The organism is Pseudomonas sp. (genome assembly GCF_040514055.1).
In the GTDB taxonomy this organism is placed as follows: Bacteria; Pseudomonadota; Gammaproteobacteria; order Pseudomonadales; family Pseudomonadaceae; genus Aquipseudomonas.
Window position 1 is genome coordinate 175,197 of the sequence record NZ_JBEVDL010000079.1, and the last position, 15,476, is coordinate 190,672.

Sequence of the window (15,476 nt, forward strand, 5' to 3'; positions counted from 1 at the left end):
GAAAAACTCCTGGTCGTTGCCGCTGAAACGCCTGTTGCGAGAGAGGATTCAATGCTGGTGCACCTGGGCTTGCTCGGCCGGCGCCTCCTTCTGCACCGCGACCTCCACCTGCACATCGCCGGCTTTCTCGAAATGCAGGGTCAGCGCAAACCGCGTGCCGTCGCGCAGCGGCTGTTTCAGGTCGAACAGCATGACGTGGTAGCCCATGGGGGCAAACACCGCCTCCCCTCCCGCTGGAACATCCACCGCCGCCACGTGTTCCATCTTCATCAGGCCATCGCGATTGAGGTGCTGGTGCAACTGCGCCTTGCCGGCGACCGGGGTATCGGCACCGAGCAGGCGGTCGGCGCTGGCACCCTGGTTGTGCACCACGAAGTAGGCCGCGGCGGTGGGTGCCGTGGGCGGCATTTCCCGCGACCAGGGATGGGCGATATGCAGGTCACCCTGGCTGTACTCGTGGGCCTGGGCGAGCAGGCTCGGGACCAGGCAGAAGGCGAACAGCAGGCTTTTGGTCAGGTGCGTCATAAAACTCCCGGTTTTCTTGGCAAGTCGCAGCCCACTGGGTTGCAGGTTGGATGATGTCCCGGCAGCCCGCGCCGGGTCGGTGGATTCGCAGGCATCGCGCGTGCTCATAACCGCCACTCCAGGCCGGCGAACAGGCTACGGCCATCGCCGGGCATAAACTGCGCGCTGTCCTGACCACGGGCGTCGGCGATCACCCCCGTGGTGGCCACGTAGGCCCGGTCGGAGAGGTTGCGCCCTTCGATGAAAAAGCCCAGCCCGTCGCCCGGGCGATAGCCGCCCTTCACCCCCCACAGCGCGTAGCCGTCGCTGTACAGGCTCTGGGCATGGTCGACCGCATAGTGCACGGGCACCCATTCGACGGTGGGGCCGGCATACCAGCCCTCCCGCTGCCACAGCACCTCGCCGCGCAGGAACTGACTGGGCACACCGGCAATGCGGTTGTCGCCGTAGACCGGGTCGTCCTCGAAGCGAAAATCGTTGAGCAGGTACTGGCCACGCAGGGTCAGGGCCCCCAGGGTCAGCGTCGCGCCCAGCTCGACCCCCTGGTGCAGGGTGCGATCGGCGTTGACGGTGCCCAGCGGGTTGCCGGCCGGGTCGTTGAGGGACAGCAGCTCATCGCGAATCTCGCTGCGATAGAGCGCCAGGTCCAGTTCCAGGTCATCGCGGTTCCAGCGCAGGCCGGCTTCCAGGGTAGTGGCCCGCTGGGCGTCATTGGCGGTGATCACGCTCCCCCCGGTCAACTCGCTGAGGGTCGGCGGTTCGAAACTCTGGCTGAGGTTGCCAAACAGTTGCACACCGTCGGCAAGGTCGTGACGCAAGCCGATACGGCCAATCCGCCCCAGGTAGCCGCGCTCGAACGAACTGTCGGCCGCCCCCAGGGGGTGGCCGCTGGGACCGAACCGCATGGGCAGGCGGTCGTCCACTTCGCGCTCGCTGCGCAACCAGGCCAGTCCTCCCAGCAGCGCCCAGCGTTCGGCCAGCGGCACTTCCAGTTCGCCGAAGGCCTTGAGGCTGCTCGCGGTCTGAGCCAGGGCATCCACCTGCGGGCCCTTGCGGCCCGCCTGGTTGACGAAATTGTCCTGCCAGTTGCGCCCCTCGAGCGCCTCCAGCCCGCCACTCCAACGCCAGCCCAACGGCGTCTGCCAGTGGTACGCCAAGCGCGCGCCGAAGTCCTCGCTGTCGACCTGCAACACCTGGTAAATGGGGTGCCACAGGGTTTTCTCGCTGTAGAAGGTCGACAGCTCCAGGCGCTGGTCGTCGCCCAGGTCCAGGCTGGTCAGGTTGCCCAGGCGGTTAAGGGTGAAATCGCGCTTGTGCTGGTTGAGCCGGCTGGCGGCATTGGCCTGTCGGGGGTCGTCGCGCACTTGGGCCTGGGTCAGGCTGCCGGGTATCTGCGAGTCGGTCTCCACATGGCTGAGGTAGAAACGGGTCGACAGCCGCTCGTTCAGGCGACCGCCGAGGTTGCCGAAGTAACGCTGGTTGGCCTGTTCAGCATGGTCGCGATCGCCGTCCTGGGCGGAATCGGACAGGCTCAGGTAACCATCCCAGTCGCCGAGCGCACCGGCCAGCCCGGTGAACAGGCGCCGGTAACCAAAACTGCCAACTTCGCTGCGCAACGCGAACGGCGCCGCCGTACGTCCGCTGGGGCTGACGAAGTTGATCGCGCCACCCAGGTTGGCGGCGCCGTAGGACCAGGCGTTGGCGCCACGCAGCACCTCGATATGATCCAGGGCCAGCGGCTCGATGGCCTGGAAATCGCCGCTGCCATCGGCCAGGTTGAGCGGCGCGCCGTCCTGCAGCAGCAGGATGCCACGCTGGTGGAAGGTGCGTTGCAGCCCGGAGCCACGGATCGACAGGCGCGACTCCTCGGCCCCCGAGCGCGGCTGGATAAACACGCCGGTGGCCAGCCCCAGGGCATCCTGGGGCGAACTGCTGCGCCCGCTCTTGTAGGTTTCGGCATCGACCAGGCCGGCGCCACCGGGAATACGGGCAAAGTCCTCGCGTTTGTGCGCCAGGGTTGGTGCGGTCGGGTCGTACTGACGCTGGGCGGTGACCCGGCTGTCTTGCAGCTCAAGGGGTTCGGCCTGCAGCGACGGCGTCAGGCCGACGGCAAGCAAGCCGAGTACAGGTAAATGGCGCATGCGCCGTTCCTTTGCTAACTGAGTGTGGAGGCAGCCCCAGCACCGACCAGCGGTCGCCAGGGGCGACGACGGGGCACAGCGTTGGGGGCCGGCATGGGCGTCGCACGCGACGCGCAGGTGCTACCCGGCCGCAGGCCTCGGGGGCCAGGCGACACGGCAGCGGCCGTTCAGGCGAGGAAGGGAGAGGCGCGAGGGTTGGCCGAGGGCCAGGTGTAGCGAGGCGGCGCCTTGCACCGCTGCTCGGGGGTTGGTGCCGGGCAACGCGCGGGACGGCGCAACCAGCTCAGGCAAAACAACAGGGCCAGGCCAAGCCCCAGGCCCAGCCCTACACAGACCAGGCCGCCCAGCAGACTGCCCAGGCCACTGCCGGCCTGCCCGGCAAATCCCTGGTCGAGTCCCGGACCGCTGTTGCCCTCGGCGGAGCAATAAAGCCCACCGATACCACTCAGTTGCAGGCCGGCCATTTGCCCATGGCCGACGCTGCAGGCGAGCGCACTGAACAGGATGCAAAAATACAGCATCCAGGCGGTCAGTACTCGGGAGTGGCGGGCCAGTTTCATGGCGATAACTCTACCAGCGCGATGCGCCGAGGCAAACCGTGACAACCTGCCGCAGTCGCTTTTTTAACGATTTGACTCCGGCCTTCGATCGACTTGCTCAGGTCAGCCAGGGCGCGCGCTTGAGCAGCTGGGCGCAGCGCCCCTGGACGAATTCGCGCAACAGGTGCACCGGTTTGCTCAGCTGGGCGCGGTGGGCGCAGATCAGGTTTAGCGGCGCGGGCTCGCCCAGCAGCCCCGGCAGCAACACGCGCAAGCGGCCGGCCTGAACATCGCCTGCCACATCCAGCCAGGATTTATAGACCAGCCCCGCGCCCGCCACGGCCCAGCGGCGCACCACATCGGCGTCATCGCTGACCCGGTCGCCGCCGACCTTTTGCCCGACCTCGTGCGGCCCGTCGCGAAAGCGCCAGTGATCGTGCGCCCGGCCGCCCAGCATATAGAGCAGGCAATTGTGCTCCTGCAGTTGTGCCACCGACTGCGGCTCGCCGCGCCGCGCCAGATAGGCCGGCGCCGCGCACAGCACCCGGCGGTTCTCGGCCGCCACCGGCAGGGCGACCAGGCTGGAGTCTTCCGGTGCGCCATAGCGCAGGGCGATGTCCACCGGCTGGCGGAACAGGTCGCTGTTGCGGTCACCCAACAGCAACCGCAGGCTTAGCAACGGATGTTCGCACTGCAGCTCGTCCAGCCAGGGTAACAGGGCATTGCGGCCAAAATCCGAAGGAGCGGACAGCTGCAGCACACCGCTGATCTGCGCCCTGCCGCCCGCCAGTTGCTGCTGGCCCTCGCGCAGGCTGGCCAGGGCTGCGCGGGCGTGCACCAGGTAGGCCTCGCCCTCCGGGGTCAACCGCAGGCTGCGGGTGGAGCGCGCGAACAACCGCGTTTGCAACTGGGTCTCCAGGCGTTTGAGCGCGGCACTGGCCACCGCGGGCGACAGATTCAGCTGGCGCGCCGCGCCCGACAGGCTGCCGGCATCGGCGGTGTGCACAAAGGTGGCGAGGTCATCGAGACGCAGCACTCCGGCCTCCATTTTCAATGCGGCGTTGAAAGACCCTCTCCTATTACCCGGTTTTTCCAGCGAACGAAATAGCCCAGCATGATTTCACTCAACGGAGACCACCGCCCATGCCCCTGACCCTGATCGCCACCCTCACCACCCTGGACGCGCCGAGCCCGGCCCTGCTCGAAGGTCTGAACAGGCTGATCGCCGCGTCCCGCGCCGAACCCGGTTGCCTGCAGTACGACCTGCATCTCCAAACGGACAATCCGCGGGTACTGGTGATGATCGAGCAATGGCGTGATGCCGCGGCACTCACCGAACACCAGGGCAGCGCGCATCACCAGGCGTTCGGCCAGCACTTCGGCGCCCTGTTGCAGGGCGTTGTGCTGCAACACCTGCAGCGGATTGCCTAACTTTATCACCCGGAGTTTTCCATGAAAGCCGTCGCCTATTTCAATAGCCTGCCCATCGACCATGCGGACGCGCTGCAGGACGTTCAACTGCCCGAACCCACGCCGGGCCCGCGGGACCTGCTGGTCGAGGTCCGGGCCATTTCGGTCAATCCGGTGGACACCAAGATCCGCCGCAACGTCGCCCCGGAAAACGGCGCGGCCAAGGTCCTCGGCTGGGACGTGGCCGGGGTGGTCAGCGCCATCGGCAGCGCAGTCAGCCTGTTCAAGGTGGGCGACCCGGTGTATTACGCCGGCTCCATTGCCCGTGCCGGCGGCAACAGTGAACGCCATGTGGTGGACGAACGCATCGTCGGCCATAAACCGCACAGCCTGAGCTTCGCCGAAGCCGCCGCGCTGCCGCTGACCGCCATCACCGCCTGGGAACTGCTGTTCGAGCGCCTGCAACTGGCCGAGGGCACCAGCGCGCTGCCGCGCCAGCTGTTGATCGTCGGCGCCGCCGGCGGAGTCGGCTCGATCCTCACCCAATTGGCGCGCCAGCTGACCGACGCAACGGTGATCGGCAGCGCCTCGCGCAGCGAAACCCAGGCCTGGGTACGCGACCTGGGAGCGCACCAGGTGGTGGACCACAGCCGCCCGCTGTTCGAAGAACTCAAGCGCCTGGGCCTCGGCTCGGTCAGCCACGTGGCCAGCCTGACCCAGACCGACCGGCACTACGAGCAGTTGGTCGAGGCCCTGGCGCCCCAGGGCCGCCTGGGGCTGATCGATGATCCGGCCGTGCCACTGGACGTGCTCAAGCTCAAGCGCAAGAGCCTGTCATTGCACTGGGAGCTGATGTTCACCCGCGCGCTGTTCGAAACCCCGGACATGATCGAGCAACACCACCTGCTCAACCGGGTTGCCGAGCTGGTCGACCGCGGCGTGCTGAAGACCACCCTGGGCGAGCATTTCGGCCGCATCGACGCCGCCAACCTGCGCCGCGCCCATGCCCTGCTGGAAAGCGGCACGGCCCGCGGCAAGATCGTCCTCGAAGGGTTCTGATGCTGAGGTTTGGCAGTGGGAAACCCAGGGGTGGATAAGGTCCTTCCTATCCACCCTGACCGACCGCTGGAGGGACAGAACCTCATCCACCCTGGTGTCACGCATGGCGCTTTGGCGACGTCCGCCACCAAGATTCGCTCCGACGAGTAGGCTGTACTGGCCGGAGGCAGTACACCACAGGACTTTCAACCTGGAATGCAGACCACGGCCACATACGGTGGGCTGTCGCTGGACAGCGCGCCGAGACCACCCTACGTCCTCGCTGAACAGCGCCCTTGTTCGCCGGGCATTATGACGGTAGCTACACAACTGCCAGGGCAGTTTTTGCCTTAAAGAAGCACAGCCAAACGGGCGAAAAGGCCCGTCCTAGACGGACCTAGCCACCGTCAGTCGCCGACTTGATCCCGGTCAGCAAAAGTCTCCGGGCACGGGTTTACACTGCTATTCCTCTCACCGGGAGCAGTTGCCATGCAGATTCAACTCAGTCCCATCACCACCTACCAGGGCCATCGTTGGCAAGTCAGCCTGGACCGCCACTGCGTGAGCTTTCGCAGCGAGGCAGAAGCCCGCGCTTTTATCGCCACCTTGCAGGCACGCTTGCAGGCGCCTCATCACCTTCCCCATGAGCGACAGAGCGAGGCCGGCTGAATCCGGCGCAGGGTTTCAGGCCCTGGCCGTGCTGGTCTCCAGCTGACCGCTGTACCAGGCCAGTACGGCGGCGACCAGGCCGCACAGGGTAATCACCAGGGCCATGGGGACCGCACTGCCGTCGTGCAGCAGACCGACCAGGGCCGAGGCGCCCGCCGCCACGCAGAACCCCAGGCTGCCCATCAGTGCCGAGGCGCTACCGGCCTGGTGACCCTGCTTGGCCATGGAACAGGCCGAGGCATTGGGAATGATGCACCCCAGGGTGGCGATACTGATAAACAGCGGCACCAGCAGCGGCCACAAGGCGGCCGGTTTGAGCAAGGTCAGCACCAGCAGCGCCACACCACTGGCGGCATGCAGCCAGACGATGCGGCGCAGCCAGAAACCCGGCCCGCCATAGCGCATCAGCCGCGCGTTGACCTGGGCCGCCAGGATAAAACCGGCGGCGTTGCTGCCAAACAGCCAGCCGTAGTGTTCCGCGGGCACGCCATAGAGTTCGATAAAGACAAAGGGCGAGCCGGCGATATAGGCGAACATGCCGGACATGGCGACGCCGCCCGACAAGCCATAGGCGAGGAACTCGCGGTCGCGCAGCAGGCTCAGGTAGCGCCCCAGGGTACCGCGCAAGGGTTGCCGCGGCTCGTGCGGGCTGAGGGTCTCCGGTAGCCAGAAGGCCAACGCCAAGCCGACCAGGGCACTGAACAGCGTCAGGCAAACGAAGATCGAGGCCCAGCCGAACTGGGCCAGCAGCAGCCCGCCGGCCAGGGGCGCGAGGATCGGCGCCACGCCCATCACCAGCATCAGTTGCGAAAAGGCCTTGGCGGCATTGACCGGGTCGCACAGGTCGCGCACCACCGCCCGCGACACCACCATGCCGGCGCAACCGCCCAGGGCCTGGACGAAACGCGCGACGATCAGCGCCTCCAGGCTCTCGGCCAGGGCGCAGCCGATCGACGCCAGGCTGAACAGTCCGACGCCGAACAATAGCGGCAGGCGCCGCCCATAGCGATCGGCCAGCGGGCCGTAGGCCAGCTGGCCGATCGCCAGGCCGGCGAAGTAGGCCGCCAGCGACAGCTGGATATGCTCGACATCGGTGGCGAACACCCGCGCCAGGGTCGGAAAACTGGGCAGATAGAAATCGACGGCCAGGGGGCCAAAGGCGCTTAGCGCACCAAGAATCAGGATAAGACGTGGGTGCATGGGGCCTCGTTGGCTGACCGCAGAAATTCAGGAAATATGCAATGCTGTGGCGAGCCGAGCGCTTCGTCAGCGGGGTGGGAAGGCCTTATCTTGGCCTGCTATTTCGAACTCGACACCGAGAGTCGCCCGCAAAAGCTCGCGGGTTGCACCCGCCTACCCCGAGCGGCAACGCACCCCCCGCAGGCTTCACCGAAGCGATTTTTCTCAGGGTGGGGCCGCCCAGGTGAGCCGTGCGGAAAGCCGGTCTGGCCAACCACGCCGCACTCGCCGCGCGGCGTAACCCGCGCGAACGGCCCCCAGGTGCTAGCCCGCCTCAGGCTCCTTGCCCAGCGCCACCGGCGTCTTTTTCTTGCGCCCGAGCTTGTCCGCGCCGGCTTCCACCAGCAGGTAGAACATCGGGATCATAAAAATCGCCAGGAAGGTGGCCGCCAGCATGCCGCCAATCACGCCGGTGCCGATCGAATGACGGCTGGCCGAACCGGCGCCACTGCTGATCGCCAACGGCACGACCCCCAGGATAAAGGCCAGCGAGGTCATCACGATCGGCCGGAAGCGCAGCTTGGCCGCCTCCAGCGCCGCGTCGAAGATGCTCATGCCCTGGTCGCGGCAGAGCACCGCGAACTCGATGATCAGGATCGCGTTCTTCGCCGCCAGGCCGATCAGGGTGATCAGCCCGACCTGAAAGTACACGTCGTTCTCGATACCGCGCAGCCAGATCGCCAGGATCGCGCCGAACACCGCGAAGGGCACCGCGGTGACCACCGCCAGGGGCAGGGTCCAGCGCTCGTACTGGGCCGCCAGGATCAGGAAGACCATGATCAGGCCGAAGATAAAGGCCGTGCTGCCCGAGCCCTGGGTCGCCAGCTCCTGGTAGGCCGAACCGGTCCAGCCGATGCCATAGTCGCTGCCCAGCACCTCGCCCGCCACCGCCTGAATGGCGGCCAGGGCCTGGCCAGAGCTGTAGCCCGGCGCCGGTCCGCCGAGAATCTTGGCCGCCGGGTAGACGTTGAAACGCGCATAGGTATCCGGGCCGAGAATCCGCCGCACCTTGACCAGCGACGACAAGGGCACCAACTCGTCGGAGGCCGAGCGCACGTAGACCTGGGACAGGTCCTCGGGCTTGCTGCGGAAATTGGATTCCGACTGCAGGCTGACCTGGAAGGTCCGGCCGTAGAGGGTGAAGTCGTTAACGTAGTAGCTGCCGAAAGTCGACTGCATGGCGGTGAACACGTCGTTGATCGGCACCCCCAGGGCACGCGCCTTGGTCCGGTCCAGATCGATGTAGTACTGCGGCACATTGGCGTTGAAGGTGGTCTGCAAGCCGGCCAGTTCCGGGCGCTTGCCGGCGGCGGCGAGGAAGGCCTGGACCTTTTCCGCGAGCTTTTCGGTGCTGCCACCGGAGCGGTCCTGGATAAAGCCCTCGAAACCGCCGGTGGTACTCATGCCGGTGATGGGTGGCGGATTGAAGGTCATCACCAGACCGTCCTTCTGCGCCGCGCCCATGCCCATGAAAGCGCCCGGCAGGTTACGCGCGTCCAGTTCGGCGGTGGTGCGTTCCTTCCAGTCCTTGAGCGGAATAAAGGACACCCCGGCGTTGCTGCGGGTACCGAAGGTCAGCACGTCGAAACCGGCGAAGGTCACCACGTCCTCGACGGCCGGGTGTTTCATCAGCTGCTGGGTGACCTCGCTGGTGAGTTTCTCGGTGCGCGTCAGCGAAGCTGCGGGGGGCAGGAAATAGGCGTTGATCACATAACCCTGGTCCTCGTTGGGCACCAGCGAACTGGGCACCCGGCCAAAGAGCACGACCATCACCGCAATCATGCCGCCGAACAGCAGCAGGCCGACCAGCGAGCGCTTGAGAAAGAACCGTACACCGGCGGTGTAACCCTGGGTCATGCGGTCGAAGAATCGGTTGAACAGGCGAAACGGCGCGGCCGGTTCATGGTGCCCAGGCTTGAGCAACAGGGCACAGAGGGCCGGACTCAGGGTCAGGGCGACGATGCCGGAGATCACCACAGATACTGCAATGGTGATCGCGAACTGCTTGTACATCTCCCCGGCCAGGCCGCCGAGAAAACCCACCGGCACGAATACCGCGCACAGCACCAGGACGATGGCGACGATCGGGCCGGTGACCTCCTCCATGGCCTTGATGGTGGCTTCCCGCGGACCGACCTTGTCGGTGGCCATCACCCGCTCGACGTTCTCGATCACGACTATGGCGTCGTCGACCACGATGCCGATGGCCAGCACCATGCCGAACAGGGTCAGCAGGTTGATGGAAAAACCCAGCAGGTACATGCCGGCGAAGGTGCCGATCAGGGACACCGGAATCGCCAGCACCGGAATCAAGGTGGCGCGCCAGTTCTGCAGGAAGATAAAGACCACCAGCACCACCAGCACCAGGGCCTCGAAAAAGGTGTGGATCACCTCCTCGATGGAGACCCGGACGAACTTGGTAGTGTCATAGGGGATCTTGAAGGTCATGCCTTCGGGAAAGTTCTTGGACAGCCGATCCAGGCTGCTCTGTACCGCCGCGGCGGTGTCCAGGGCATTGGCGCCCGGCTGCAGGTAGATGCCGAACGCGGCGTTCTGTTGACCGTTGAGCGAGGTCATCAGGGAGTAGTCCTGGGCACCCAACTCGATCCGCGCGACGTCCTTGAGCAACAGGCTGGCACCGTCGGAGTCGGTGCGCAGGATCACGTTCTCAAACTCCTTGGGGTCGGTGAAGCGGCCCTGGGTGGTCACCGTGTAGGTGAAATCCTGCTCCTGCTCGAGGGGCTGCTGGCCGAAACTGCCAGCGGCAAACTGCGAGTTCTGCTCACGGATGGCCTGCACCACCTCGCTGGACGTCAGGTTGTACTGCGCCAGTTTGTCCGGGCGCAGCCAGATGCGCATGGAGTAGTCCTTGGAGCCGAACTGGCGGGCGTCACCGACACCCGGAATGCGCTTGAGCTCGTCGATCACGTTGATCAACGCGTAGTTGCTGATGTACACCGGATCCCGGGAGTTGTCCGGGGAAAACAGGGTCACCACCTGGAGAATGTCCGAGGACTTCTTCTCCACCTTGACCCCTTGCCGGCGCACTTCTTCCGGCAGCTTGGCCAGGGCGGCCTGCACCCGGTTGTTGACGGCGATGGTGGCCTGGTCCGGGTCGGTACCCACCTTGAAATACACCGACAGGCTCATGGCGTTGCCGCCGGAGTTCGACTGCTGGTAAATCATGCCGTCGACGCCGTTGATCGACTGCTCCAGGGGCGCGGCCACAGTCTCGGCGATCACCTGGGCGCTGGCGCCCGAATAGCTGGCGCTGACCGAGACCTGCGGCGGCAGGATCTGCGGGTACTGGGCGACCGGCAGCGAGCGCATGGCCATCAGCCCGGCAAGCACGATGACGATCGAGATGACCGCGGCGAACACCGGCCGGTCGATAAAAAAGCGAGAGATCACGGGCGCTGCTCCTTAAGGCTGCTGGGCGCTGGGGCTGGCCGAGGCATCCGCTGCCTCGCTGGCATTCACCGGCGTATCCGGCCGTACCTTGGGCAGGCCTTCGACTATCACCCGGTCACCGGCGCCCACACCGCTCTCTATCACCCAGCGACCGTGGGCCGTTTGTCCGACAGTGACCGGGCGCACCCGGGCGATGCCCTGCCCGTCCACCACGTAGACGAACGTGCCCTTGGGCCCCTGGGCCACCGCACGCTCGGGCAGGGTGACGGCCTTGGGCAGCGAGATGCCCTTGACCAACAAGCGCACGAATTGCCCGGGCAGCAGTTCCTGTTGCGGGTTGGGCACCACCGCCCGGGCACTGACGGTGCCGGTGCCGCGGTCGATCAGGCTGTCGGTGAAGTCCACGAGGCCCTCCACCGGGTAGCTGCTGCCATCGCCGAACTTGACCTCGACATTCAGCTTGCCGTCCGCCGGCAGCTGCAGGGTGCCATTCTGCAAGCCGATGCGCAGGCGCTCGGCTTCGGCATCCGGGTAGGCGAAGTTGACGAAGATCGGGTCCAACTGGGTCAATTGCGTCAGCAGGCTGGAACTCGGGTCGGTGGCGGCCACCAGGCTGCCCTCGGAACGGGTTTCCTTGCTGGTCATGCCGGTGATCGGTGCCTCGACCGTGGTGTAGTCCAGGTCGATCTGCTTGGCCTGCACCTCGGCCTGGGCGGCCTGGATATTGGCTTTGCTCTGCTCGAAATTGCTGATCGCGTTGTCCAACTCGCTCTCGCTGGCAAAGCCCTTGCCCTGCAGCTCGCGAATCCGCTTGAGGTCACGCTCGGTCTGGCGAAAACGCGCCTGCTCCTGGGCCAGGGCCCCCTTGGCGCGAGCCAAGGCGGCGGCATAGATACGCGGATCGATGCGAAACAGCACCTGGCCCTTCTGCACCCGGCTGCCTTCCTGGTAGGTGCGCTCCTGGATGATACCGTTGACCTGGGCCCGCACCTCGACCTCGCGGTAGCCGGCGGTACGCCCGGCGTACTCCAGCACCAGTGGCAGCGACGCCACCTTGGCCGTCTCGACCACCACCGCCGGCGGTGGCGGCGCGGCCTGGGCCGGGGCGTCGGCGGCGAAAACCGGCAGGCACAGGACCCCGCTCAGGCTCAGAACCTGGAGCGAACGAAACAGCGGGCGAGCAAGCGACATGTGGATCTCCAGGACAACGCGGAGCAGGTAGCAAAAAGGGGTCACCATGCTAGTTACATACAATAACGTTTGTAAACAAAACTTCTGTCGCACAATCGCTACACTCTGTTTCCCAAAACAGAGCCTAGCCACTGAATAGCCAGCAATCATGCGCCGAACCAAAGAAGACGCCGAAAAGACCCGCCATGCGCTGTTGGCCGCCGCAGAGCAGCTGTTCCTGGAAAGAGGCGTGGCCCATACCTCCCTGGAACAGATCGCCCGCGCCGCCCAGCTGACCCGTGGCGCGGTGTATTGGCATTTCCAGAACAAGGCCGACCTGTTCCACGCCCTGCTCGAACAGGTGCGCCTGCCGCCAGAACAACTGACGGAGCGCCTGTGCGCCTGCCTGGACCTCGACCCGCTGACCACCCTGCGCGACCTCTGTGTGGAGGCCATCGAGAACCTGGTGCGGGACGAGCAGAAACGGCGGATCTTCACCATCCTGCTGCACCGCTGCGAATTCACCGACGAACTGCGTGAAGCCGAGACTCGCCATCACGCCTTTATCGCGCAATTTATCGACCTGACCGAACAACTGTTCGAGCGCGTCCGTGTCCGCCTGCGCCCCGGCCTCAGCCCACGCCTGGCCTCCCGCGCCCTGCATGCGCAGATCATCGGCCTGTTCACCGACTGGACCCGCGACCCGGACCTGTTCGACCCGCTGCAGGACGCCGCGGCCCTGATCGATGCGCTGTTTCACGGCCTGGTGCACGACTGGCAGTAAAGGCGCTGCACGGCGAGGCGTAGGGTGGTCTCGGCCCGCGTTCCAGCGACAGCCCACCGTGTTGCTAGGCATAGAGCTGTATTTCTCCAGTGACGTTACAGTTGCGAACCTGACCTCAAGTATTCGGACGACGCAAACCGCCCCTTTTCAGAAGGCCGAGCCCACTCGTTGTGCAGGGGGTCGAGCGGCAAGGATGCCGCGAGAGTCGTGATGGGCCAGGGATGGCCCTTCGCGACGGGCCCTCGGATCAATGAGGGGGCGAGGGTACCTGCCGCAGGCGGGCCGAATGTCAGGGGCAAGCCTTTTGGGTTAGTTGTGGGGCGCCTGCAAGGGCGCCTGCCAAAAGTGACCCGCCGTCAGGGCGGAACCCGAGGTCGGTACCGATATACAGGCACTGTTTGTGCGCCGAACTGATCAGCCCAGATCTCTGACCACATCGTTTCAGGGCAGATACAAGGCTATTAATCGCTGCACCTTGCCTACTCCTGGGCCACCACCCACTCCAGATTCAACTCGGCCTGCCAGGCGAAACGGGCGAAGTGGCTGCCCACCACCTCTTCCAGGCGCTGGCGCTCCTCCGCCTGGCCGGCCTGCACTTGCAGGTCCAGGTGTTCGGCGCTGGCGCTGAGCAGGCAGAGGCCAAAGGGAAATTCGATGCGACCCTGCTGCTGATCGAACTCGACCGGCAGCTTGTGCTGGAAGTGCTTGCACAGCCGGCCGATATAACGGGCGGCGCTGGGCGTCGGCACCTGGGCCGTGGCGATAAAGGTCATGGCAACTCCTGGATCAGGCCACCGGGCTTGGCCGGTAACCCTGGTGTGAAGGGCTGGGCGATTCAGGCCGCGACGGTAAAGCGCCGGCCAGGGTGCTGGGGGGTTTCAAGCTCATCGATCAGTGCCACCGCCAGGTCGGCCACCGAGATAGCGGCGGGCTGCTCGCCGTCCATCAGCAACTGGTCGCCGCCCACCCGGTAATGGCCGCTGCGCTCGCCCGGTTGCAGCAGGGCCGGCGGCGACAGGAAGGTCCAGTCCAGGTCGCGTTCGTCCCCCAGCAGATTAAGCAGCTGGCGCGCCCCTTCGGCGCCCTCCTTGTACTGGGCGGGAAAATGTGGCGTATCGATCAGCTGCAGCCCGGGAGCGACATACAGGCTGCCAGCACCGCCGACCACCAGCAGGCGCTTGACCCCGGCCGCCTTGGTCCCGGCGATGATCGCCTGGCTGCCCTGAAGAAACCGTGCGCGAATCTCGGCATCGCCCCAGCCGGGGTTGAAGGCGCTGATCACCGCAGCATGACCGGCGACGGCCGCGGCAATGCTGTCGGCCTGGTAGGCATCGGCCTGTACCGGCAGCAGGTGGGCGTGGACCGGCAATCGCTCCGGGTGGCGCACCAGGGCGCTGACCTGATGGCCGCGCGCCAGGGCTTCCTGCAGGAGCGCGGCGCCGACAAAACCAGTGGCACCGATCAGGGCGATTTTCATAAGGACTCTCCAGGGGGTGGGGCAACGGGGGGTCTATGATCGCCTCTGGATAAAGTCGGGATAAATAGGCTAAAAAGGCTTTCACTCTTAAGCAAAACTAATGAATGAGGGCCTAATGGAGCAGCTTAAACGCATGGTGGTGTTCGCCACCGTGGTCGATCGCGGCTCCATGGTCGCGGCCGCCGAGGTGCTGGGCATGAGCCCCTCGGCGGTCAGCCAGCAGATCCGCAAGCTGGAGCTGAGCACCCAGATCAGCCTGCTGCACCGCACCACCCGCAAGCTGACCCTGACCGAAGCCGGCGCGCTGTTTTACCAAAGCTGCGCCCAGGTCCAGCAGCTGGCGCAGCAGGCCGAGCAGCGCCTGGCGGAGCTGCGCGACGCGCCGGTCGGCGAGCTGCGGATCGCCGCCCCGGTGGGGTTTTCCGGCCGCCCCATTACCCAGGCGCTGATGCCGCTGCTGCAAGCCCACAGTGGCCTGAGCCTGAAGCTGTTTTTCAATGACGAGCAGATCGACCTGGTCGAACAGCGCATCGACCTGGCCATTCGCGTCGGCCGCCTCGAGGACTCCAGCCTGGTCGCCCGGCATATCGGCGACTCGCGCATGCTGCTGTGCGCCGCGCCGGCCTACCTGGCGCGCAAGGGGCCGGTGAGCCATCCCGAGCAGCTGCCCGGCCAGGACTGGCTGGCGCTGAACAATGAGTCGCTGGCGCCGCTGCTGCTGCGCGGCCCCCAGGGCCAGGAATACAAGCTGCGCATCGACAGCCGGGTCAGTTGTAACAATATTCTTGCGCTGCGGCATTTCACCCTGGCCGGCATGGGGATTTCCCTGCAGCCCCAGCAGGAAATCCGCGAGGAACTGGCCGATGGCCGGCTCCTCGCGCTGCTGCCGGACTGGCAGGCGCCGTCGTTTGGCATCTATCTGGTGACCCCGCGGCGGGATGCGCAACCGGCCAAAGTGCGCTATGCCCTGCAGGCCTTGCAGCGTCATTTGCTGCCCGGCCCGTAGTGCCCTTGTACGATCAACGGTCGCCATCTGCTGGGCGTCGAGGGACGATTGCCGTATAACGTGCATC

General features: G+C 65.8%; 14 protein-coding genes. 5 read left to right on the forward strand and 9 right to left on the reverse strand.

Annotated elements, in window-relative coordinates; all coding sequences use genetic code 11:
- Positions 1–48: 48 nt before the first annotated feature.
- The 4 genes from ABWY06_RS21480 to ABWY06_RS21495 form a co-directional block, all read right to left on the reverse strand.
- Complete coding sequence (locus ABWY06_RS21480; protein ID WP_353927696.1) at positions 49–525, reverse strand: copper chaperone PCu(A)C; 477 nt, start codon at positions 523–525, stop codon at positions 49–51.
- Positions 526–629: 104 nt separating this feature from the next.
- A complete protein-coding gene (locus ABWY06_RS21485) occupies positions 630–2,666 on the reverse strand; it encodes a TonB-dependent receptor family protein (protein WP_353927615.1) in 2,037 nt (678 codons plus the stop codon).
- 167 nt (positions 2,667–2,833) lie between these two features.
- The gene (locus tag ABWY06_RS21490; protein WP_353927616.1) at positions 2,834–3,226 is read right to left on the reverse strand and encodes a DUF2946 family protein; all 393 of its coding nucleotides are present in this window, start codon (positions 3,224–3,226) and stop codon (positions 2,834–2,836) included.
- A 97-nt stretch (positions 3,227–3,323) separates the two neighbouring features.
- Positions 3,324–4,241 (reverse strand): LysR family transcriptional regulator, encoded by a 918-nt coding sequence (locus tag ABWY06_RS21495; RefSeq protein WP_353927617.1) that lies wholly within the window; start codon positions 4,239–4,241, stop codon positions 3,324–3,326.
- Positions 4,242–4,348: 107 nt separating this feature from the next.
- Here ABWY06_RS21495 and ABWY06_RS21500 point away from each other — a divergent pair, with 107 nt between their 5' ends.
- The 3 genes from ABWY06_RS21500 to ABWY06_RS21510 all read left to right on the forward strand — a co-directional run bounded on the left by ABWY06_RS21500 (position 4,349) and on the right by ABWY06_RS21510 (position 6,322).
- Positions 4,349–4,636: a putative quinol monooxygenase gene (locus ABWY06_RS21500; protein WP_353927618.1), complete on the forward strand. Its 288-nt coding sequence runs from the start codon at positions 4,349–4,351 to the stop codon at positions 4,634–4,636.
- A 21-nt stretch (positions 4,637–4,657) separates the two neighbouring features.
- Positions 4,658–5,674, forward strand: coding sequence for a zinc-binding alcohol dehydrogenase family protein (locus tag ABWY06_RS21505; RefSeq protein WP_353927619.1), 1,017 nt, complete (start codon positions 4,658–4,660; stop codon positions 5,672–5,674).
- Between the two features lie 468 nt (positions 5,675–6,142).
- The gene (locus ABWY06_RS21510; RefSeq protein ID WP_353927620.1) at positions 6,143–6,322 is read left to right on the forward strand and encodes a hypothetical protein; all 180 of its coding nucleotides are present in this window, start codon (positions 6,143–6,145) and stop codon (positions 6,320–6,322) included.
- Between the two features lie 15 nt (positions 6,323–6,337).
- Here the strand turns inward: ABWY06_RS21510 and ABWY06_RS21515 are convergent, their stop codons facing one another.
- The 3 genes from ABWY06_RS21515 to ABWY06_RS21525 form a co-directional block, all read right to left on the reverse strand.
- Positions 6,338–7,522 (reverse strand): Bcr/CflA family multidrug efflux MFS transporter, encoded by a 1,185-nt coding sequence (locus tag ABWY06_RS21515; RefSeq protein ID WP_353927621.1) that lies wholly within the window; start codon positions 7,520–7,522, stop codon positions 6,338–6,340.
- Positions 7,523–7,825: 303 nt separating this feature from the next.
- Positions 7,826–10,972, reverse strand: a complete 3,147-nt coding sequence (locus ABWY06_RS21520) for an efflux RND transporter permease subunit (RefSeq protein WP_353927622.1) — start codon at positions 10,970–10,972, stop codon at positions 7,826–7,828.
- A gap of 12 nt (positions 10,973–10,984) precedes the next feature.
- Entirely contained in the window at positions 10,985–12,163 is a 1,179-nt protein-coding gene (locus ABWY06_RS21525) for an efflux RND transporter periplasmic adaptor subunit (protein WP_353927623.1), read from the reverse strand.
- Between the two features lie 148 nt (positions 12,164–12,311).
- Between ABWY06_RS21525 and ABWY06_RS21530 the strand changes: the two genes are divergently transcribed.
- A complete protein-coding gene (locus tag ABWY06_RS21530) occupies positions 12,312–12,926 on the forward strand; it encodes a TetR family transcriptional regulator (RefSeq protein WP_353927624.1) in 615 nt (204 codons plus the stop codon).
- A gap of 479 nt (positions 12,927–13,405) precedes the next feature.
- Here ABWY06_RS21530 and ABWY06_RS21535 read toward each other — a convergent pair whose 3' ends face one another.
- Positions 13,406–13,699 carry a DUF2218 domain-containing protein gene (locus ABWY06_RS21535; RefSeq protein ID WP_353927625.1) on the reverse strand — a complete coding sequence of 98 codons (294 nt, stop codon included), beginning with the start codon at positions 13,697–13,699 and terminating at the stop codon, positions 13,406–13,408.
- Between the two features lie 62 nt (positions 13,700–13,761).
- Entirely contained in the window at positions 13,762–14,403 is a 642-nt protein-coding gene (locus ABWY06_RS21540; RefSeq protein WP_353927626.1) for an NAD(P)-dependent oxidoreductase, read from the reverse strand.
- A gap of 115 nt (positions 14,404–14,518) precedes the next feature.
- Here ABWY06_RS21540 and ABWY06_RS21545 point away from each other — a divergent pair, with 115 nt between their 5' ends.
- Positions 14,519–15,409 carry a LysR family transcriptional regulator gene (locus tag ABWY06_RS21545; RefSeq protein WP_353927627.1) on the forward strand — a complete coding sequence of 297 codons (891 nt, stop codon included), beginning with the start codon at positions 14,519–14,521 and terminating at the stop codon, positions 15,407–15,409.
- Positions 15,410–15,476: the final 67 nt, after the last annotated feature.